20 protein-coding genes are annotated in these 19,648 nt (G+C 41.3%); 10 read left to right on the top strand and 10 right to left on the bottom strand.

What is annotated here, in order from left to right:
• Positions 1-116: 116 nt before the first annotated feature.
• Positions 117-770 carry a DUF3365 domain-containing protein gene (locus ABJH64_RS07025; protein ID WP_348275010.1) on the bottom strand — a complete coding sequence of 218 codons (654 nt, stop codon included), beginning with the start codon at positions 768-770 and terminating at the stop codon, positions 117-119.
• 253 nt (positions 771-1,023) lie between these two features.
• Here ABJH64_RS07025 and ABJH64_RS07020 point away from each other — a divergent pair, with 253 nt between their 5' ends.
• Positions 1,024-3,834: a YCF48-related protein gene (locus ABJH64_RS07020; protein ID WP_348275009.1), complete on the top strand. Its 2,811-nt coding sequence runs from the start codon at positions 1,024-1,026 to the stop codon at positions 3,832-3,834.
• A 77-nt stretch (positions 3,835-3,911) separates the two neighbouring features.
• Here ABJH64_RS07020 and ABJH64_RS07015 read toward each other — a convergent pair whose 3' ends face one another.
• Both ABJH64_RS07015 and prfA read right to left on the bottom strand, forming a co-directional pair.
• Entirely contained in the window at positions 3,912-4,436 is a 525-nt protein-coding gene (locus ABJH64_RS07015) for a GNAT family protein (protein ID WP_348275008.1), read from the bottom strand.
• 84 nt (positions 4,437-4,520) lie between these two features.
• Entirely contained in the window at positions 4,521-5,600 is a 1,080-nt protein-coding gene (prfA, locus tag ABJH64_RS07010) for a peptide chain release factor 1 (RefSeq protein WP_348275007.1), read from the bottom strand.
• Positions 5,601-5,705: 105 nt separating this feature from the next.
• On the opposite strand from prfA, the gene ABJH64_RS07005 reads away from it, so the two are divergent.
• Positions 5,706-5,930, top strand: coding sequence for a Kazal-type serine protease inhibitor domain-containing protein (locus tag ABJH64_RS07005; protein WP_348275006.1), 225 nt, complete (start codon positions 5,706-5,708; stop codon positions 5,928-5,930).
• Positions 5,931-5,963: 33 nt separating this feature from the next.
• Here ABJH64_RS07005 and glmS read toward each other — a convergent pair whose 3' ends face one another.
• The 3 genes from glmS to ABJH64_RS06990 form a co-directional block, all read right to left on the bottom strand.
• Positions 5,964-7,805: a glutamine--fructose-6-phosphate transaminase (isomerizing) gene (gene glmS / locus ABJH64_RS07000; RefSeq protein ID WP_348275005.1), complete on the bottom strand. Its 1,842-nt coding sequence runs from the start codon at positions 7,803-7,805 to the stop codon at positions 5,964-5,966.
• 122 nt (positions 7,806-7,927) lie between these two features.
• A complete protein-coding gene (locus ABJH64_RS06995; protein WP_348275004.1) occupies positions 7,928-9,253 on the bottom strand; it encodes a DUF4270 family protein in 1,326 nt (441 codons plus the stop codon).
• Between the two features lie 19 nt (positions 9,254-9,272).
• A complete protein-coding gene (locus tag ABJH64_RS06990; RefSeq protein WP_348275003.1) occupies positions 9,273-10,091 on the bottom strand; it encodes a glycogen/starch synthase in 819 nt (272 codons plus the stop codon).
• A 128-nt stretch (positions 10,092-10,219) separates the two neighbouring features.
• On the opposite strand from ABJH64_RS06990, the gene panC reads away from it, so the two are divergent.
• The 6 genes from panC to ABJH64_RS06960 all read left to right on the top strand — a co-directional run bounded on the left by panC (position 10,220) and on the right by ABJH64_RS06960 (position 15,456).
• Positions 10,220-11,068 (top strand): pantoate--beta-alanine ligase, encoded by an 849-nt coding sequence (gene panC / locus ABJH64_RS06985; protein ID WP_348275002.1) that lies wholly within the window; start codon positions 10,220-10,222, stop codon positions 11,066-11,068.
• Positions 11,069-11,089: 21 nt separating this feature from the next.
• Positions 11,090-11,437: an aspartate 1-decarboxylase gene (gene panD / locus ABJH64_RS06980; protein WP_348275001.1), complete on the top strand. Its 348-nt coding sequence runs from the start codon at positions 11,090-11,092 to the stop codon at positions 11,435-11,437.
• Entirely contained in the window at positions 11,437-12,441 is a 1,005-nt protein-coding gene (locus tag ABJH64_RS06975) for a lysylphosphatidylglycerol synthase transmembrane domain-containing protein (RefSeq protein WP_348275000.1), read from the top strand. The genes panD and ABJH64_RS06975 overlap by 1 nt, the downstream gene beginning before the upstream one ends.
• A gap of 30 nt (positions 12,442-12,471) precedes the next feature.
• Positions 12,472-13,161 (top strand): zinc metallopeptidase, encoded by a 690-nt coding sequence (locus ABJH64_RS06970; protein WP_348299280.1) that lies wholly within the window; start codon positions 12,472-12,474, stop codon positions 13,159-13,161.
• A 97-nt stretch (positions 13,162-13,258) separates the two neighbouring features.
• Positions 13,259-14,398 carry an acyl-CoA dehydrogenase gene (locus ABJH64_RS06965; RefSeq protein ID WP_348274742.1) on the top strand — a complete coding sequence of 380 codons (1,140 nt, stop codon included), beginning with the start codon at positions 13,259-13,261 and terminating at the stop codon, positions 14,396-14,398.
• A 131-nt stretch (positions 14,399-14,529) separates the two neighbouring features.
• The gene (locus tag ABJH64_RS06960) at positions 14,530-15,456 is read left to right on the top strand and encodes an AraC family transcriptional regulator (protein ID WP_348274743.1); all 927 of its coding nucleotides are present in this window, start codon (positions 14,530-14,532) and stop codon (positions 15,454-15,456) included.
• Here ABJH64_RS06960 and ABJH64_RS06955 read toward each other — a convergent pair.
• The 4 genes from ABJH64_RS06955 to ABJH64_RS06940 all read right to left on the bottom strand — a co-directional run bounded on the left by ABJH64_RS06955 (position 15,442) and on the right by ABJH64_RS06940 (position 17,604).
• Entirely contained in the window at positions 15,442-16,239 is a 798-nt protein-coding gene (locus tag ABJH64_RS06955) for a geranylgeranylglyceryl/heptaprenylglyceryl phosphate synthase (RefSeq protein ID WP_348274744.1), read from the bottom strand. The two genes, ABJH64_RS06960 and ABJH64_RS06955, sit on opposite strands and share 15 nt — an antisense overlap.
• On the bottom strand, positions 16,193-16,576 hold the full coding sequence (locus ABJH64_RS06950; RefSeq protein WP_348274745.1) for a hypothetical protein: 384 nt from the start codon (positions 16,574-16,576) through the stop codon (positions 16,193-16,195). The genes ABJH64_RS06955 and ABJH64_RS06950 overlap by 47 nt, the downstream gene beginning before the upstream one ends.
• Positions 16,569-16,934 carry a phage holin family protein gene (locus ABJH64_RS06945; protein ID WP_348274746.1) on the bottom strand — a complete coding sequence of 122 codons (366 nt, stop codon included), beginning with the start codon at positions 16,932-16,934 and terminating at the stop codon, positions 16,569-16,571. The genes ABJH64_RS06950 and ABJH64_RS06945 overlap by 8 nt, the downstream gene beginning before the upstream one ends.
• Before the next feature lie 70 nt (positions 16,935-17,004).
• Positions 17,005-17,604 (bottom strand): YkgJ family cysteine cluster protein, encoded by a 600-nt coding sequence (locus tag ABJH64_RS06940; RefSeq protein ID WP_348274747.1) that lies wholly within the window; start codon positions 17,602-17,604, stop codon positions 17,005-17,007.
• 171 nt (positions 17,605-17,775) lie between these two features.
• Here ABJH64_RS06940 and ABJH64_RS06935 point away from each other — a divergent pair, with 171 nt between their 5' ends.
• Positions 17,776-18,498 (top strand): TIGR00730 family Rossman fold protein, encoded by a 723-nt coding sequence (locus ABJH64_RS06935; RefSeq protein ID WP_348274748.1) that lies wholly within the window; start codon positions 17,776-17,778, stop codon positions 18,496-18,498.
• 38 nt (positions 18,499-18,536) lie between these two features.
• Positions 18,537-19,475: a lytic transglycosylase domain-containing protein gene (locus ABJH64_RS06930; protein ID WP_348274749.1), complete on the top strand. Its 939-nt coding sequence runs from the start codon at positions 18,537-18,539 to the stop codon at positions 19,473-19,475.
• Positions 19,476-19,648 lie beyond the last annotated feature (173 nt).

Raw genomic sequence — 19,648 nt, 5'->3', positions numbered from 1 at the left:
TTCGACTCAAATAGTATTATTTCCAGAAAAAAGGGATAATTGAAAGAATACTAGAAATTTTTCAATTTTTAATTAATGAGCTAAAATCAGGCTTTACTTGTCATTTCAATCGTTTGTTATAAGCGATTGACGACTGATTTTTTTGGGAGTTTTACAGACCACATTCCTCTCAACTCACCTACCTCGAAGTCCCTCGCTAAATCATCTGGATAAAGAGCGTTAATCTTGTTCAAGACCTCTTCATTAATATCACTTTTAGTGTCTCCATGGCAAGCCAAACAAAACTCTGAGGGAATCACAATGGCTTTGGTATAAAGTAAAACTTCCCCACCTTCTATTTTCTGAATATTGGGTTCATTCTCTATGTTGTTTTCTGAATTATATTGATATGCCTCTAAAAGGGGCAATTCATCATCTGTGGGCAAATTATCTTGATTCCTAGCTCGTAGAGAAGTTCGTCTGATCGATACTCCATGTTTGTCATTTAACTCTTTTATACTAGGGTTCGCATTCAGGTGGCAGAAGTCAACAGCTCCTACAAATCCTTTTTCAGCAACGGCCATCTGAAGGCGTTCCATTAGTTGCCTTTGTGCTTCACTGCTTATGGAATCTCCCCAGATCATTGCTTCTTGGGTGATTTCAGCATCTGAAAGCTTCTTGGCTTCCATAGCGTTATTGACTTCATCGAACACACTTTTAGAAATTCTCTCCTGCGGTCCGCATGCTAATAAAAGAAAGGAAGGTAGTAGAAAGTATAGAAGCTGCTTCATGGTGTGGGGAAGTTAGTATTAGATAAAACTACTAATTTGAAAGTATAAGAAGGTTCAATTCGTAGGTTTTTCCTCTGGTTAAAGGGGCACAAGTTCATTTGGTAATCTATTAAATAGGTAGCGTAAAAAGCAATCTGCTACCTAGTAGAATGGCAAGGGCTGGGGTATTTCAGCCTATTCTGTAAGGATTCACTAATATTATCTCTTTGAGAAGACTTGAAATAAATTATTTTTGTTTTATTCTACTATGTACATGCTAAAAACCTTTGGTCTATTTTTAATCGGGATGTTGCTGAGTACTCAGCTTTTTTCTCAAAGCTGGATCAGAATGCAAAGCTGGGGCCTTGACTTGGAATCTACTACCTGGATAGATGAGAATGTAGGTTTTGCTGTGGGCGAAAACCTGCTAATTCGTACCACAGATGGAGGAACTACCTGGGAGGAGCTAAAGGTGGAAATGGGGGGTAAACTGCGTGATGTCGCATTTTGGGATAGAAACACGGGTATTGCTGTAGGGGAAAATGGGCTGATACTAAGGACTGTGGATAGTGGGAATACTTGGGCGAAAGTGGCATCGGGTACGATTAATACCCTGAAAAGCTTAGCTATTTCCTCAGAGATTAGCATGTATGCCACCTCAAATACCGGCGAAATTTTACTTTCTACAAACAAAGGTGTGACTTGGTCAAAACTCATATCTGGAACCAGTCAACCTCTAAATGACATCCATTCCATTAATCCAGACACTGCCTATATTGCTGGAAACCAAGGTTTACTTTTGAGAACGACTGATGGTGGCAAAAAGTGGTCTCAATTAAATTCCGGTTTGTCCGCTAATCTGAATGGTATTGTCTTTGCCACGCCTTTAATAGGCTATGTAGTAGGAAATAGCGGGACTATACTAAAGACAACGGATGCTGGAGTGACTTGGACTATGCAGCCTTCTTCAGTGATAACGGACTTGCACAAAGTAGCCATCAGCCCTTTGGATAGTAGGATCGTTACTGTGGTAGGGGATTTTGCCACGGGGCTACGTTCGGCTAATTCAGGACTGACTTTTTCAAAGGCAAATTTAGGAGCTACCAACACTCGAAGTCTAAAGGGGCTGGCCTTTAAGCCGGCTAGCAATGTTGTGTTTTCAGTTGGTCAGGATGGGTATATGATTTCTTCTACCAATGCAGGAAGTTCCTACACGCAACGATTGGCTGGAATTAGAAATGATTTTTCCGGTATAGATTTCCAAAATGATCGAACTGGACATATCGTAGGAGAAAGGGGAGCAGATTTTATTACCACCAATGGCGCTACTAGTCTTGTTTCTAGACCATTGCCACAGGGAATTGATATCGTTGGGTTGGATTATTGGAATTCTTCCTTCGGATATGTAGGAGGTGCGGGTGGAAAGATTTTCAGGACAGGCAATGCCGGAGTCACATGGGTAGAGGTTACCGCACCGACAGCAGATACCATAGCTGGGTTTTATCTCTTTGCGCCCTCGGTCTTATATGCCACTGGAACAAATGGCTACATGGCTCGATCATTCGACTCCGGAGTCACTTGGGATGCAGACGGAGTTCAGTCCAGAACGGACGAAAACCTTAGAGACCTGACCTTTTTTGATTTTCAAATCGGATTTGCCATAGGAGATAATGGACAGATTAGCTGGACGAATGGGGGGAATACTTGGGAAAATCTTCCAAAACTAACCACTGAAGACTTGAATGCTTTGGCGAAGCTTGACTCTAGTACCTCTGTGATCGTAGGTGATGCAGGCGTTATTTTGAAATCGGAAGACAAAGCTAAAACCTGGAGAAAAATTACTGTTCCCTTTACGGAAAATTTGAATTCAGTGGATTTTTGGGATAGAAATTTGGGTTTTGCATCTGGAGATAATGGCTTTATCATTCAAACCAAAGATGGGGGCGAATCTTGGGTTCAGATTCCGAGCGGTACTACCAGAAATCTAACGGGTATAACAGTAGGCACTCCCACCGTGGCCTTTGCTTCAGGGGAAGACGGTACCATCTTGAGGTATGAATGCATTCCTCCTGTGGCGTTAAGCGAAATTACCGGTGCAGATCAACTATGTTTAACCATCGGCAATTATTCCATCGCGGATCCAGAAATGCCAGGAGCACAATTGGTATGGCGAGTAGATGGAGGAGAAATAATTTCTGGCCAAGGAACTGATCAGATTCAAGTACTATGGAAAACTCCAGGCAGAAATGGTGTATTTGTAAGTATGGAGAATTTCTGTGGCAACGGCAAAACCTCATCAATGGAGGTCATTGTATCAGATATTCCTCCGGCAGCAGCTCAAATACAGGGTAATGGCTCTGTCTGCTTAGATGAATCTAACCGGTATTCTCTACCCAATCTAGTAGGAGTAACTTATGTTTGGGAAGTCAGCGGAGGGGAAATAGTAGATGGCCAGGGGACTAATTTAATCACTGTAAAATGGAATGCATCTGGAAGTCAGCAGCTAAAGGTCGTTCAGGAGAATATTTGTGGTAAAGCTGCCGCCATTCAAAAAGCGATCACGGTGAACAAAGCCCCGGCCCAGCCGGGAGCAATAGCCGGTGAGAGCCAAGTAGGCTTGTGGGAGGCTGAATACCAAGTGCCGCTACAAAATGCTGTAAATTTCATCTGGAAAATTTCTAGTCAGGCAGGTACAATTCTTCAAGGCCAAGGGACAGAAAAGGTGAAAGTACGCTGGGAAAAAGAAGGGGATTTTCAGCTTAGCGTGGTAGCCGAAAACGAATGCAACGAAGGAGTAGCGAGGATTTTGGATGTAAATGTCAACGTGATCACTTCAGTGCCAGAGAAAGAGGATTTGACCATTCGTGTATTTCCAAACCCTTCTTCAGGCACTATCAATTTACAGTTGGGAGGGAGTAATTTCAGACGACTGCAAGTAATCAATGCCTTTGGACAAGTTGTTCGGTCAATTGATCTGAGCAATGAGATGAGAGAAATGAAAATCGAACACTTACCTAAAGGGATGAATCTAATCCAGCTTTATACCGAATCCAGCGTAATCGTGAGAAAAGTAGTAATCCAGTAATAACTCATCTCGCAGAAGCTTGTGAAGAATTACCACCAGTGAATACCCTGTGATTCTATTCGCTTAGCTGATGAGTTTTATTGCTCGCCACGTATGTTGACATACTGGAAAATATCACCAATACTGCCGTTTTTCACAAATGCTTTCTTCAAAATGGCCTCCGGGAAATAGCCTGCTTTCTCGAGAACATTCATCGATTGACCATTGAAATCATAGACTTGAGCGAAAATTCGCTCAATATCGAATTTCTCAAAAATGTATTTGGTGTACAGCTTTACCGCTTCAGTAGCTATACCTTTTCCCCAGAATGGCTCTCCTATCCAAAATCCTAATTCCATATTAGTACGAAGCTCGTCCTTTCCTCTTTCAGAACCTACCGATCCAGCCAGTCTTCCTTCATACTCCACAGCGAAATTTTGTGGCGGATTGAATTTTTGATTGTGCTCTATCCAATGACGTGCATCATGGATAGTGTAGGGCTGAGGATAGCTATCCTTCAGGTTCATGGCAATTTTGGGATTATTGGCCAAGGGATAGAGTTGATGGAAATGAGCTTCATTCCAAGTGACTAGACGTATTTCTCTTTCTCCGGTAATAATCATAAAAGTCTGCTGGTTAATTCTTCAAGATACTAGGCTATTCTCAGAATCAATAAAATTCTAAGGCTTTTTAAACAAATCTTCAGCCTAGTCTTCTAATCCGCTGTTGTTCATTCGGTCCAGGTTTTCTGCAAATCTCAGGGCGGATATAAAGTCCTCAATGTGCCCATCCATTACCTCGGGGAGGTTATACACAGTTTTGTTGATTCTATGGTCTGTCACTCGGGATTGAGGGTAGTTATAGGTTCTAATTTTATCTGATCTATCGCCAGATCCTACCATTGATTTTCGCTGAGCGCCCACTGCATCGTTGTGTTTGGCTAGTTCGATTTCGTATAGCCTAGATCGCAACACTCTCAGTGCTTTCTCGAAGTTTTTGATTTGCGATTTTTCATCCTGACACGTCACGATCAGCCCTGATGGCTCATGTGTCAATCGCACGGCCGAATAGGTGGTGTTCACCGACTGACCACCTGGGCCTGAGGAGCAATACGTGTCTTTCCTGACATCATTCATGTCAATAGTGACTTCCACTTCGTCCATTTCTGGCAAAACGGCTACTGAAGCAGCGGAAGTATGTACACGCCCCTGTGACTCAGTGGCCGGCACGCGCTGTACACGATGGACGCCAGATTCATATTTCATCCGACCATATACATCCTCTCCTCCTGATATGGTAGAAATAATTTCTTTATAACCTCCAGCTGAACCAAAAGTCAAATCCAAAACGGTTAGCTTCAGATTTTCACGTTCGCAGAATCTCTGGTACATGCGGAATAGATCTCCTGCAAAAATAGAGGCCTCGTCACCGCCAGCACCTCCTCTGATTTCCAGAATACAATCTTTTGAGTCATTAGGATCTTTCGGAATCAGTAGTTGCTTTAACTCATTCTCAAGTTCCTCTTTTCTAGGTCTCAATTCGTCCAACTCGTCCTTAGCCATTTCCCTGAAATCCGGATCTTTCTCTTTATCCAGCACTTCCTTTGAGCTGGTGATATTCTGCAGGACTAAGCTATACTCATCATAGACTTTTACAATTTTTTCTAACTCCCTATATTCCTTGTTGAGCTTGGTATATTTACTCATGTCCGCCATGGATTCAGGCAAAATGAGTAATTGACCTACTTCTTCAAACCGTTCTTTTATTGATTGTAATTTGTCCAGCATAGTTTCTTATTCGCTGCGCAAAAATAGGGAAATTTATCCGGAGGCAGAATACTACTTCTAACTTATAAACTGTAGCACATGGCTTGATTTAAACGTCTATGGATTATGCTGAAATTCAAAAATATACTGCTGTTGATTTTCTGTTTGGGCCTTCTAGGCTGCGAAGAAGAAAAACCACTACATTCCTGCATCGACACGTCAAAAATAAGAAGTGGTCCATGTACTTTGGAATACGTTCCCGTCTGTGGTTGCGATGGTAAAACCTACGGAAATGCCTGTGCTGCGGACTTGGCGGGACTTACGTCTTGGACTGGGGGAGTCTGTAAATAGAGCAGGCTGCCCATTGGGGACAGCCTGTGCTATTTATTCTACTGTAACTGATTTGGCCAGATTCCTTGGCTGATCTACGTTGCATCCGCGCATGACCGCGATATGATAGGAGAGTAGTTGGAGGGGAACGACTGCTACCAGCGGTGCAAAAGCCTCGTGAGTTTCAGGTATTTCGATCACATGGTCGGCTATGGCCTTCACTTGTGTATCACCTTCGGTGACTACTGCGATTACTTTCCCTTTTCTAGCCTTTACTTCTTGGATATTGCTGACTACTTTTTCGTAAGAACTATCCTTGGTTGCAATAAAGAATACAGGCATTTCCTCATCTATCAAAGCGATAGGCCCATGTTTCATTTCTGCAGCTGGATAGCCTTCTGCGTGGATGTAGGAGATTTCTTTGAGCTTTAATGCTCCTTCCAATGCCACAGGGAAATTATATCCTCTTCCTAGGTAGAGTGCATTTCTTACATCCTTGTATTCACCTGCGATGTACTGAATGGCATCGTTGGTTTTCAAGGCGCGCTCTACTTTTCCAGGAATTGCTTCTAGTTCATGTAGCAACTGCACATATTTACTTTCTGGCAAAGTTCCTCTTTGGTAGCCTAGCTTTAGAGCCATCATAGCCAAAACGGAGATTTGAGCTGTAAAGGCTTTAGTAGAAGCGACCCCAATTTCAGGACCTGCGTGGGTATAGGATCCTGCATGGGTTGCTCTAGGGATGGATGATCCAACTACATTACAAACACCAAAGATGGTAGCTCCTTTGGATTTTGCTAGTTCTATAGCGGCCAACGTATCAGCAGTCTCACCCGATTGGGAGATGGCGATGATAAAATCCTTTTCGCCTACTACAGGATTTCTATACCTGAATTCGGAAGCATATTCTACTTCTACAGGCACTCGCGCAAACTCTTCGAATAGGTATTCGGCCACTAGTCCAGCATGCCAGGAAGTACCACAGGCGGTGATAATGATTCGCTCTGCATTCTGGAATTTATTCATATAATCCCTCAAGCCACCAAGAACTAAGCGACCTGATTTGGCGTCTAAGCGCCCTCTTAAGCAATCAGCAATTGATTTTGGCTGCTCGTAGATTTCTTTCAGCATGAAATGATCGTATCCACCTTTTTCGATGGCTTCCAGTTCCATTTCCAATTGATTGATGTAGGGGTTGGTCTCTACGTTCTCAATGGTCTTTATCTGAAGGCGATTGTTTCGGATTACAGCTATTTCAAAATCGTCCAAGTAAACCACCTTATTGGTGTACTCTATGATAGGCGTCGCATCCGAAGCTAAGAAATACTCATCTTCTCCAACACCAATGACTAATGGAGAACCCTTCCTCGCTGCGATAAGCGTATCAGGCTCTTCTTTGTTGATCAATACGATAGCGTAAGCCCCAACTACTTTGTGGAGTGCCAGTCTGAGTGCTTCTTCTAAGCTGCAATGATTATTCAGTTGAATATCCTCAATGAATTTGATGAAAACCTCAGTATCAGTATCTGATTGAAAAGTGTATCCTTTCTTCTGTAGATCTTGCTTTAAAACCTCATAGTTTTCAATGATACCATTGTGGATCATTGCGATTTTCTCAGAAGATGAGTAATGTGGGTGAGCATTGGCATCGTTTGGCTCACCATGAGTAGCCCAGCGCGTATGGCCTATGCCGATGGTGGATCCTAAATCAGAAGATGCTTCTAGATGCTTCTCTAATTCGGAGACTTTCCCCTTCTTTTTGTAGATACTTAGACCATTGTTGTCCAATAGTGCCACACCGGCACTATCATAGCCTCTATATTCTAATCTTCGAAGTCCTTTGATAATAATTGGCAGAGCTTCTTGTTGCCCTACATATGCTACGATTCCACACATATTGAAAAATTCTTTAGATAAAGTTTGACTTCCGCAAAGAAACAGCATTCATGCCAAAAAAAATAATCCACTTCCTTTAAAATTGAAAGTGGATTATCAGAACTTCTTCGAAATCGATTGTGCTACCTTGTCTTTGAGTAAATAACTTTTACTTTGATTTTATTCTTGTCCACCACAAACTGCTTTAGTGACTTTTTAAAATCGTCGCCATTAGAGGCAGGTAAGTCTGCATACAGTAGCCAATCTTTACGTGTTAGTTGATTTCTAAACAACGCATTGACATACGAAGTAATGAATTGGCTATAAGTTTTACTTTCTGCATTATAAATTAATGCGGCAGGGTTCGCCGTACTTGGGGTTTCCGATCCGTCTTCGTTTATTAATACTTGAGGTGCTCCATCTACTTGAACTGATAATCTAGCCCCCGTTGAAGTTTCTAAAATCTCGTTTCTGGAATCGGTAAAATACATGGTGATACCAACTGGAGGTTTTTGTGATTCTGCCTGTTCTTCTATTTCTCCTAGTTCCAAAATTACCTGATTGAAAGTAACTCCAGAAAGTGTATCCAAAAACGCATCAAATGGACTGGTGTCTAGTTTTATCGTCATACCAAGTCCTGATTTCATTCCTACTAGAGGGCCCACATTGTAGGACTTATTCGTTTCAGTTACTACTTGAGTAGGTGTCCCGCTGCGATTACTCTGAATGCTACTAAAGCCTCTCGCCGCAGAAATTGATCCATTTGAAAGTCTAACACTAGCAGTAATACTATAGGCTTTCGCCGCTGTATCTCCTTCATAGTGGTAATAGCTTATCAAACCTGTACCTGTACCCAGGCCTAACCCAATAGTTGTATTATCACCTTCTCTTCCCTTGATTACTACTCCAGGGATATAGTCACGAAAAACGAATATATCGTTGAAATAGAGGCCATCTTTTATCTCGGTAAAGAGCTCCTCTGCAAATTCTGGTGTTACCTTAAGAGAAACTAGTGTATCTGATTTTTCTCCAAATATTATTTCTCCAGATGCAATTGGAGATTCTTCGTAGGATAACTTATCGAAGTTGTAATAAATGGTGTCTTGTATTTGCTCAGTGAGTTTATGAACGGAGTAGTATTTGGCTTCATCCAACTTGTTTCCATCAATGCTCCGAACATTCATAAAGAAAAATACCGAATCCAACAGGGCATCTTCTTTTGGTAGTGGGGTATTAGGATCAAATGAAAGTCTGGTGTATGCCTGACCAGATGTTTTTCCAAAGAAATCATCTTCTTCCTCGCCCACTACAAGCACTATCTGATTGGTCGTGTTAAAAGAATCTACCAAAACCACTTCAGCGGATAATTCAAACTCTTCGAAAACCACACCAATTTGGTTGTTTCCGGGAGCAAGCTCTATACCTACCGTAGCAGGGTCACTACAGGAACTGATAAGAAAAAGGGACATAATCGCCCCCAATGCCAGATTAACCGGCGAGGTTGGTATATATATCGTAGAGCTCTTCGTGAGCCTGTGCTTCTGATTCTGATTCAATACTGATTTCAAACTTTTTGTCTTTTGAGAACCCCTCGATTAGTTGGTTTAATTCTGCGGAAACTTCACCGCCTTTGACTATCAAGTCAGCATATTCCATACCTATCTTGATAAATCCTGTGTAGTCTTTGCTCATCAAAGGTGCTAAATTAGCGTCATCTATATCGACCATCTTAACCTTGTTTAACAAATCATCGCCAAAGGTATGAGAAAATCCATTGTTATAGACCGCGAACACGGATTTAGTGTTTTTGAATAGAGGCTCGCTTTTATAGGTAGTCTTCAAATACATAGGGATCAAACTGGTCATCCAGTCATTACAATGAACTACATCAGGTGCCCATCCTAATTTCTTCACCGTCTCGATCACTCCTTTACAGAAGAAAATTGCTCGCTCATCATTATCCTCGTAGAATTTCTTCTGCTTGTCGTGGAAGACATGCTTTCTATGGAAGTAATCCTCGTTATCAATGAAGTAAACTTGCATTTTTGCATTTGGAATTGAAGCTACCTTGATCACTAATGGCTTCTCTTCATCACCTACTGCGATATTGATTCCTGATAACCGTACTACTTCATGCAATCTGTTTTTTCGCTCGTTGATTAGTCCAAACCTGGGTACCAAAATTCTGATCTCCATACCGCGCTCTTGCATAGCTTGAGGTAGGGCTCTTAGGAAGTTGGCAACTTGAGAAGTTTCAAGAAAAGGATTGATTTCACTTGCAACGTAGAGAATACGTAAATTGGACATAGTTATCGGATTTTAATGTTTAGGGTGAAAAACAGCTTTGCAAATGTACAAAAAAAAGATGAAAGGCCTTGTTTTTCTGATTATTAATATAATTTTGGCGCTATTTACCCATTCTAAACCCTGTACCAGTGCATGTAATCCAAACTGGAGCCGATTGGAACAAATACTGGCTTGATTCCCTAAAAAACAATAAAATTATAGGTTTGGTCCCGACTATGGGAGCACTTCACGAAGGCCACCTAGACTTGATAAGAAAAGCCAGGTTGCGATCGGATATAGTGGTGGTTTCTATTTTTGTGAACCCAACACAATTCAATAATCAGGAAGATTTTGAGAAGTATCCTACTACGCTAGAGGCGGATTTGGCTAAACTTAGGGAAGAAAAAACTGACTTTGTATTCCTTCCCAATACGGATACTATGTATCCTGAAAAACCTAGCTTAAGTATAAATTTTGGAGAATTAGAAAGAGTTTTAGAAGGAGCTTTTCGTCCCGGCCATTTCAACGGAGTCGGGATAGTAGTTTCAAAACTCTTCAATATCATAAAACCTCATAAAGCATTTTTTGGGCAAAAAGATCTCCAGCAGACTGCCATTATCAAGCAACTCGTGAAAGATCTCTCGTTTGACATAGAACTAGAAATTGTCTCCACAAGGCGGGCAGAAGACGGATTGGCTTTGTCCTCCAGAAACGTTCGCCTATCTGCAGAAGAGCGGAAGCAATCTTTGGTGCTGTATGCAAGTCTCATCCAGGCTTCCGAGGAACTTTTAAACGGAAGGTCATGGTTGCAGGTGCAAAATCAAATCAATCGCAACTTTGAGGAAATGTCCTTAGCTAGGTTGGAATATTTTGAATTGATCCATCCTGAGAGCTTCCACAGGTACAAGGAATTTGACTCAAGTCAAAAATCATCAATTTGTGTGGCTGCTTATCTCGGTGATATCAGATTAATCGACAACCTGCCAATTATTCCTTAGTTTTGCCGCAAAATTAAACCAATGCAAATTCAGGTACTGAAATCAAAAATCCACCGAGTTAAAATCACTCAGGCGGAGTTGCACTATGTAGGGTCTATCACCATCGATGAAGACCTCATGGATGCAGCTAACCTCATAGCTAATGAAAAAGTCCAAATAGTCAATGTAAACAATGGCGAGAGACTAGAGACTTACGTGATTACAGGTGAAAGAGGCTCTGGCCAGGTGTGCATGAATGGGCCGGCTGCAAGGAAAGTTCAGGTCGGAGACATCATCATTATTATTTCTTATGCAGGGATGGAGCTAGAAGAAGCAAAACAATTTAAACCTGTTTTGATATTTCCAGACGAGCAAAATAAACTCATCTAATGGGCAATAAATACATCAGGCAATTTTTCCAGATTACAATTTCTTTAGGAGTTGCAATCTGGATTTTTTGGTATTTGTATAGAGATATAGCATTTGACTCACTCATAGACCAACTAAAATCCAGCAATTGGAGCTGGGTGCTAGTATCACTGGTGATTTCTATGATGGGTTACTTAATGAGAAGCTGGCGATGGACTCTTTTGATAGACACAGAAGAAGGTCAGCAGGTATCTCTTACCCGTTCATATCATGCGGTGATGATCGCTAACTTTGTGAATATGCTCGTTCCAAGAGCCGGTGAAGTGGCAAGATGTGCTGTACTTACCCGCACTAATGGGATTTCGGTAGGATACCTATTTGGGACAGTAATCGTAGAAAGGAGTGTTGATCTCCTTGGTCTCTTGTCCATCATTGCATTAGCTTTTTTTGTAGAAAAAGACCTATTTCTGGATCTCTCTAGTCAACTTGTTGATATAGATCTCCTATTTCAAAAACTCCTCTCAAATCTTCCGATGGTGATTGGTGGCCTAGTAGTGTTCACTTTGCTAGTAGTTTATGTATTTAGGAGATATCGAGATCATGGAATACTAAACAAGCTTCAACATTTTCTGAGAGAGATTCTGGCAGGTCTCAAGCGAATAGGTAAATTATCAAATCCCGTAGGTTTTTGGATCAGCTCAATTTTAATTTGGGTGATTTATTTCTTTACCATGTACACGATCGCCCTAGGCATACCTAGTACTGCCAATTTGTCCTCAGGTGAAATATTACTAGTCATGGTAATGGGAAGCATTGGCATGATTGCACCTGTTCAGGGTGGGATTGGAACCTTTCACGCCCTAGTGGCCTTCATTTTGATACAGTTGGGAATATCGGAATTAGACGCTAAAATCTTCGCTGTCATCTCCCATAGTTCACAAGTATTATTGGTACTTATAGTTGGGTTTGTGAGTTGGTTAATAATGCTGAAAATATCATCTGCAACTCAACCCCAAAAAGTCTAACACGTATTCAATCCTGCAAACAAATTAATTATGATACTTATTTTAATCGTTGTCGTATTCGCCATAGCTGGCTTTGTAGTGAGTAGAAAGCTCAAGAGCAAATTCAAGCAGTATTCTCAAGTTGCGCTGAAGGCTAATCTATCAGGAGCAGAAATCGCCAAGCTAATGCTCGCAGATAATAACATCTCTGATGTCCAGGTCCTCTCGGTAGAAGGACAACTCACCGACCACTACAATCCAGCAAATAAAACGGTCAACTTGAGTCCGGACGTGTACTATGGAAGGAATGCCGCAGCTGCTGCTGTAGCTTCTCATGAGTGTGGCCATGCCGTGCAGCACGCTACTTCTTACACATGGCTCAATCTAAGATCTACTTTGGTTCCACTTCAAAACAGTGCGGGTAAAATTCTGAATTTTGTGCTTTTAGCTTCTCTATTTGGGGGTTTTGCATTGGGATTGCCCTACGAAAGGGTAGGATTCATCGTAGTGGGAGCGTATAGCATCATGACGTTATTTACTATCGTTACCCTACCGGTAGAATTCGACGCCAGTAATAGAGCACTGGCTTGGATCAAAACCAGAAATATTGTGACCGCAGATGAATATACCATGTCAAAAGATGCGCTGAAATGGGCAGCAATGACCTATGTGGTCGCGGCTTTGGCCTCCATGGCTACCTTAGCTTACTACATTTTCGTCTTTTTTGGAAATAGAGATTGATACAGATCAAATAACATTTTGGAAGAGGGGCAAGCTTTGCCCCTCTTCTTTTTTTGCCATATATTCCAAGCAGAAAGGTAAACCCACATAGAATATTATGCATTTTGAATTGACAGAAGAGCATCGCGCAGTGCAAGAAGCTGCTAGAGATTTTGCTAAAAACGAGCTACTTCCAGAAGTTATCCAACGAGATATTGAGACTAGATTTCCTACTGAGGAGATCAAAAAAATGGGAGAACTCGGCTTCATGGGAATGATGGTAGATCCGAAATATAATGGAGGGGGAATGGATACGGTATCTTATGTTCTTGCGATAGAAGAACTGTCGAAAATAGATGCCTCCGCTTCGGTGATCATGTCCGTCAACAATTCCTTGGTTTGTTGGGGAGTTGAAAAATATGCTTCAGAAGCTCAAAAAGAAAAATACTTAAAACCACTGGCATCCGGTCAAAAACTAGGTGCTTTTGCCCTTTCGGAGCCTGAAGCAGGATCTGATGCTACTTCTCAAAAGACGGAAGCGTACCTTGATGGTGATCATTACGTATTGAATGGAACCAAAAACTGGATTACAAACGGCTCTAAAGCCGACATTTATTTAGTTTTTGCTCAGACTGATCATAGCAAAGGACATAAGGGAATTTCAGTGTTTTTTGTAGAGAAAGGCTGGGAAGGATTCGTACAAGGACATAAGGAAGACAAACTGGGCATCAGAGCTTCTGACACTACCTCACTTATGTTTACAGATGTAAAAGTGCCTGTAGAAAACCGTATTGGCGAGGAAGGCTTTGGGTTCAAATTTGCCATGGAAACGCTTAATGGTGGAAGAATCGGCATCGCTGCTCAAGCTCTTGGAATAGCCGCAGGAGCTTATGAGTTTGCACTGGCTTATGCTAAAGAACGAAAGACTTTCGGCAAAACGATCTCTCAGCATCAAGCCATTCAATTCAAACTAGCAGATATGGCTACGAATATTGAAGCGGCAAGGCTTTTAGTATATAAAGCTGCCTGGCTGAAAGATCAGGGCGAAGACTATTCTCACGCCTCAGCCATGGCAAAGTTATACGCTTCCCAAGTGGCTATGGACGTCACCATAGAAGCTGTACAGATTCATGGTGGGTACGGATATGTTAGAGAATATCATGTGGAGCGACTGATGAGAGATGCTAAAATCACTCAGATTTATGAAGGAACTTCAGAGATTCAGAAAATAGTAATTTCCAGAGGTATCTTAAAATAACTTTAATCTTATAGTACAAAGGGTGTAGCGAGGATTCGCTGCACCCTTTTTTTGCTACTATTGGTAGAATAACTATGAATATTCGTTAGAAAAATTATATTTTTGACCCTACGTTTTTTTACTACTTATTCATGGAATATTACAACAAGGTAATCGAATCAGTCAATGTAAGGTTTATTCGCGGAAATAATTTCCGAGTAGAAAAACCAATCACAGTGACTGAATATGTAGAATCTGATAATACACTTATTTTACTACACCATGGTACGCTTAAATTTGGAGAGGATCAAGAGCTTTTGAACGAAGGCGAGGTGCTTTTCTTACCTGCCGATCAGAAAACGAAATTGACTATTGGGAATAGCTCCAAAAAAGGAGAAATATCAAAAGATCAGTTTCAGGAAAACAAGAAAAAATACCTACAGAGTATAAGTTTCAGGGATATTAAAAGTACGGAGGATGACTGTATTTCGATTCTTGGCTTTGAGTCTAAAGTTTTTGATGTTGTTAACTTTTTTAATTCCCTAGATATCCCACCATTCATCATACGGTTCAATGATCGACTTGCTACGATCATAGAAGATCTGATGAAGGAAGTAGAGGTAAGTAATGTAGGGAAAGAAAGGGCCTTGAAAGCCCACACCGAATTGCTAGTTATCGACTTGCTTCGCCATATTTTGAAGAATAGGTTGTTTTTAGAAGAACTTTCGACCAACGCTACCTACTTCAAAGACCCACGATTGATTGATTTATTCAATTTTATCAAAACCAATCTTGGGGGTGACTTGTCCAATAAGATTTTAGCTAAAGTGGCGAATGTATCAGAAGATTACGTGGGGCAGTACTTCAAAATGCTCACAGGAATCAATCCTCAGGATTATATTGAGTATCAACGTATGGAGGCGGCCGTGGAGCTTTTGAGAACTACCAAAAAGTCAATTCGAGATATTGGAAAAGAGGTAGGCTATAAAGATACGGCCTATTTCTGCCGCAGATTTAAGATGATGTACGGTGTCCCTGCCGGCAAAATGAGAAGAAGAGAATCTCTAATTAACGTGTAGAGATAAATTCAACAGCACTTTATTATTCAAGACTTCAGCCAAAAAGCTGGAGTCTTTTTCAATAGCATTGCCTACTACTACCAGGTCTGCTCCACTAGCATAGGCTAATTTTATTTTTTCTAGGCTATCCAATCCCCCACCTACAATCACTGGATTTTTAGAGACTGACTTTACTCCTTGGATTACTTCTGGAGCAACTGGAGATTTGGCCCCGCTTCCGGCATCAAGGTAGAAATATTTCATACCCATGTATAGTCCTGCTAATGCAGTCGCTTTTGCTAGATCGGGCTTGGAGTTTGGTAGGGGTACTGTTTGACTTACGTACTGTACACTAGTTACTTCACCTTCATTCACTAGCATGTAGGCCGTGGGTAATACTTCTAGGTTCATTTTTTTTACCTGTGGAGCTGCTTGCACCTGATGGCCTATCAGATATTCGGGATTTCTACCCGAGATTAAGCTAAGGAATAATATGCCATCCGCTTCCTGTGCCAGCTGCATACGAGAGCCTGGGAATATTACTACTGGTATTTCGCCGGATATTCGCTTCAGAGAGATCACTACTTCCCTGAAATTATCTTCAGCAAGATGACTTCCTCCCACCAAGATTAAATCCAGTGTAGAATCTTTGACCCACGAAAACTCTTTTTCAAAAAGTAATAAATTCTTGATCTTATCAGGATCAACCAGCCAAGCTAATCCTTTATTACCGCTGAGGTGAAAGCTTTTGAGAATTTTACTGACTTTTTTCTTCCCTACTGGCATCTTCTGTCTGCGTTGCAAATAGATTGGGTAAGAATTTTTCTTTAGCAAAAGCTAGCCCTAAAATCAACAAGCGCTGACCCATGCTAGGCCAAAAGGATGATTTGGATTCCTGAGTGAGTTTTTTCTCAATCTCTTTGGTGAGCAAGCCTTCTCTTTCCAGAACGGCAATTGCGTCTTCAGTTTTCTTGTTTTTGCGGCCCTTTCGGGTTTTTACTATAGCTAGCGCGATCAGGCCACCAGCTAAGACGACTCCACCAATTTTGAGCCAGTCTTCAGACTCCGCTTTGAATAATTCCAACTGCCTAGCCAAAGTCTGCTCCAATTCTTCTTCTTTTTTCTTGAGATCCTTATTCATTCTCTTGGCGTTTTTTGAAAATTCTAGCTCTAAAAATAAAACCCTTCAATCCCTTCTGCATCTTATCTTGAGTGGTGTCATTGTCTCTGATCAAGTAGAGAACCACCAAGATGAGTAGATATAATAGTCCAACTAACAAAAATCCCATATGTGGAGATTCGAAGTATTGACTTAGGAAAAAAGCCAGGGACAAACTCATAAATAACAAAACCAACAAGAGACTACCTCCCATTAAAACTAAAACAACGAGGCGAGATAAGATTCCAGCTAATTGTTCCTGGATATCTTGTTTGACCATGTCTATTTTAGTCTCTACTATTCCTTTTACAGTTTGTACTATTTCTCCGATTTTCAGCATGATTAAAAGCTTATATGAACTTACAGTTGAAATACGACACAATATACTTCAATTGGTAGGAGCAAAAAAATTATGCAATTGCATCTAGTTCTTGCTCTTCATAGAATTTATATCTCAAAACAAGTTCCAAGGCAAAAGCAATAGCTTCGTTGATGGTGAATTGTTGGCAGAGGGATTGGTCGATTTCGTCCAAACGGCTGTAGTAAGCCGTAGCGAGAGGAATATCCATATCATGATTTATTCGATCAATGGTATTTTGGTACTCGGCTGCCTTCGCCTCCTTCAAAATTTTACAAATAATGAGGTCTTTTTTACCATATTTGGTTTTGCGTGCTGAAGCAGCAAATAATCTACAGATTAATCCTCTTTTATTGTGATTTCCACAGAACCCCTTTGAACCATCTGCTGATTGGGGTCTATACATCACACAGCTAGCGCTTTCTTCCATTTCGTCCATCAAAACCAGCGTGGATTCAGCCAATCCTTTTGCATAGAGGTCAAAAGCCAAGGGTAGAAACTCTAATGGTGAGGCGGGAACTTTGGGATTTGCGCAGCAAAAGCCACAGGATGATAAACAACCTAATCCGCTTTCTGCTGCAAATTGCTTCGTATCTGCTTCAAGCTCAGTGAATACAGCGAGGGTAGCTAGGGATTTCTGGGCAAGGTTCATTTTGATCGTTATAAATGGTGCGCAAAAGTACACTAGTCAAAGCAGTTTGATTCCCATGAGCAATTATTTTTTATATTGAAAGTCAGTGGATTAGCAGATAGATAATCGAATAGTCGTAAAATCACTAGACATTACAGGAAAGAGATCGTTTTCTTTAAAAAAAAGATAGAAATGAGTAGCGAAGAAAATCAAAATGCAGAAGAAAAAATCCGCTTAGCTTTCAAAGAGCGTGATTGGAGCGAAATCAAAAGTGCTGATTCATGGGTGATTTTTAAGGTCATGTCTGAGTTTGTAGAGGGCTTCGAAAAATTAGCGAAAATCGGCCCTTGCGTGTCAATTTTTGGGTCCGCCAGGACGCCTAGGGATCACCAGCATTACAAAATGGCGGAGGATATCGCTGCCAAGCTGGTGCGTCACGGCTATGGTGTAATCACTGGCGGAGGCCCAGGGATCATGGAGGCTGGTAACAAAGGAGCGCATTCGGAAGGCGGGAAATCCGTTGGGTTGAATATCGTATTGCCCTTTGAGCAATTTGACAATATTTATATTGATCGAGATAAGCTGATGACCTTCGATTATTTCTTTGTTCGCAAAGTGATGTTTATCAAATATTCTCAGGGGTTCGTCGTGCTACCAGGTGGTTTTGGAACTATGGATGAGTTTTTCGAAGCGTTGACATTGATACAAACCAATAAAATAGGCAAATTCCCTATCGTACTGGTTGGTAAAGAGTATTGGTCAGGCTTGGTCGATTGGATCAGAAAGACTCTACTTAGCCATCATTATATCAATGAGATCGATTTAGAACTTTTTTCTGTAGTAGAAGATGCTACCGAAGCGGTTCAAGTGATCGATGAGTTCTATAGTAAGTATTTGCTCAGCCCGAATTTCTAATTCCCCACACCAAGCAAAGAATCCGACGAAACTGTTACATGAATAAGTCTCAACTTCTTCCTCTCTATTTATTACTTCTTCTCAGCCTATCGCTGGCAGTGTATGCTATCTGGAAAACTCCAGCAGAAATCACCCCAGAACCCAGCGTAGCCCAGGTGCAGCTGCTTCAAAATATGCCGATGCCATCTAGGGATTCTGTTCGTCTTTTTGACTTGCCGAAGGAATTAACCTTTGCTGGAGAAAAAGTCCCGCTGGAAATCGAAGATGTAAGAGAACGATTGGAACGTGAGATTTATGTCAATGCTTATTGGCAATCTAACATGATTCTGCTGATGAAGCGGTCAAGCAAGTTCCTTCCTGAGATAGAGGAAACGTTGAAAGAGAATGGAATTCCGGATGATTTCAAATACCTGGCGATGGCTGAATCTGCTTTGATGAACGTGGCTTCGCCTGCAGGAGCAAAAGGTTTTTGGCAAATAATGGAATCCACAGGAAAAGAGTATGGTCTTGAAATATCCAAAGATGTGGACGAGCGGTATCATTTACCCAAAGCCACTCTTGCCGCCTCAAAATACCTGAAAAAAGCACACGCCAGATTTGGAGATTGGACGGCTGTGGCGGCTAGCTACAATATGGGACAAGCTGGATTTTCTAGAAGACAGCAAGATCAGTTTGCCGACAATTACTATGATTTGTTTCTTAACGATGAAACTAGCCGGTATTTGTTTAGAATTTTGGCTTTCAAAGTAATCTTCGAAAATCCCTCCGAGTTTGGTTTTTACTTACGAGAATCAGATTATTATAAAAACCCAACAATGAGGAGTATTTCTGTCACCTCCGATATAAAAAACCTTGCGAGCTGGGCGCAAAAACAGGGAAGTAACTACAAGGAATTGAAGCTTTATAATCCTTGGTTGAGGGATAAAAACTTGAATGGTAAGCGAGGTAAAAGTTACCAGATCCTGTTGCCTGAGTGATTTTGAGAAGCAGGCTTTTTCTTGAGCTTTCTACCAAAAAAGGGTTTTGCTTTTCAGGTTTTGACGCTAGCTTCTTTGTTCATGAACCAGAAAAGTTAAGCTAGGTTCTTCATCCACGCTTCATTTTTATCGAACTAATCCCGACAGCTTGAGTTACAGGGATAGATCTTTAC

The sequence above is a fragment of the Algoriphagus sp. genome, assembly GCF_039969895.1.
Taxonomy (GTDB): domain Bacteria; phylum Bacteroidota; class Bacteroidia; order Cytophagales; family Cyclobacteriaceae; genus Algoriphagus.
This window is presented reverse-complemented; position numbering and strand designations above follow the sequence as displayed.

What these genes read in the sequence shown, in the direction of transcription:
- panD (WP_348275001.1), top strand. Translation starts at nt 11,090, where the DNA reads ATGCAAATTCAGGTACTGAAATCAAAAATCCACCGAGTTAAAATCACT.
- ABJH64_RS07020 (WP_348275009.1), top strand. Translation starts at nt 1,024, where the DNA reads ATGCTAAAAACCTTTGGTCTATTTTTAATCGGGATGTTGCTGAGTACT.
- ABJH64_RS06975 (WP_348275000.1), top strand. Translation starts at nt 11,437, where the DNA reads ATGGGCAATAAATACATCAGGCAATTTTTCCAGATTACAATTTCTTTA.
- glmS (WP_348275005.1), bottom strand. Translation starts at nt 7,805, where the DNA reads ATGTGTGGAATCGTAGCATATGTAGGGCAACAAGAAGCTCTGCCAATT.
- ABJH64_RS06990 (WP_348275003.1), bottom strand. Translation starts at nt 10,091, where the DNA reads ATGTCCAATTTACGTATTCTCTACGTTGCAAGTGAAATCAATCCTTTT.
- ABJH64_RS06950 (WP_348274745.1), bottom strand. Translation starts at nt 16,576, where the DNA reads ATGAATAAGGATCTCAAGAAAAAAGAAGAAGAATTGGAGCAGACTTTG.
- ABJH64_RS06960 (WP_348274743.1), top strand. Translation starts at nt 14,530, where the DNA reads ATGGAATATTACAACAAGGTAATCGAATCAGTCAATGTAAGGTTTATT.
- ABJH64_RS07025 (WP_348275010.1), bottom strand. Translation starts at nt 770, where the DNA reads ATGAAGCAGCTTCTATACTTTCTACTACCTTCCTTTCTTTTATTAGCA.
- prfA (WP_348275007.1), bottom strand. Translation starts at nt 5,600, where the DNA reads ATGCTGGACAAATTACAATCAATAAAAGAACGGTTTGAAGAAGTAGGT.
- ABJH64_RS07005 (WP_348275006.1), top strand. Translation starts at nt 5,706, where the DNA reads ATGCTGAAATTCAAAAATATACTGCTGTTGATTTTCTGTTTGGGCCTT.
- ABJH64_RS06995 (WP_348275004.1), bottom strand. Translation starts at nt 9,253, where the DNA reads ATGTCCCTTTTTCTTATCAGTTCCTGTAGTGACCCTGCTACGGTAGGT.
- ABJH64_RS06935 (WP_348274748.1), top strand. Translation starts at nt 17,776, where the DNA reads ATGAGTAGCGAAGAAAATCAAAATGCAGAAGAAAAAATCCGCTTAGCT.
- ABJH64_RS06930 (WP_348274749.1), top strand. Translation starts at nt 18,537, where the DNA reads ATGAATAAGTCTCAACTTCTTCCTCTCTATTTATTACTTCTTCTCAGC.
- ABJH64_RS06945 (WP_348274746.1), bottom strand. Translation starts at nt 16,934, where the DNA reads ATGCTGAAAATCGGAGAAATAGTACAAACTGTAAAAGGAATAGTAGAG.
- ABJH64_RS06965 (WP_348274742.1), top strand. Translation starts at nt 13,259, where the DNA reads ATGCATTTTGAATTGACAGAAGAGCATCGCGCAGTGCAAGAAGCTGCT.
- ABJH64_RS06970 (WP_348299280.1), top strand. Translation starts at nt 12,472, where the DNA reads ATGATACTTATTTTAATCGTTGTCGTATTCGCCATAGCTGGCTTTGTA.
- ABJH64_RS06940 (WP_348274747.1), bottom strand. Translation starts at nt 17,604, where the DNA reads ATGAACCTTGCCCAGAAATCCCTAGCTACCCTCGCTGTATTCACTGAG.
- ABJH64_RS07015 (WP_348275008.1), bottom strand. Translation starts at nt 4,436, where the DNA reads ATGATTATTACCGGAGAAAGAGAAATACGTCTAGTCACTTGGAATGAA.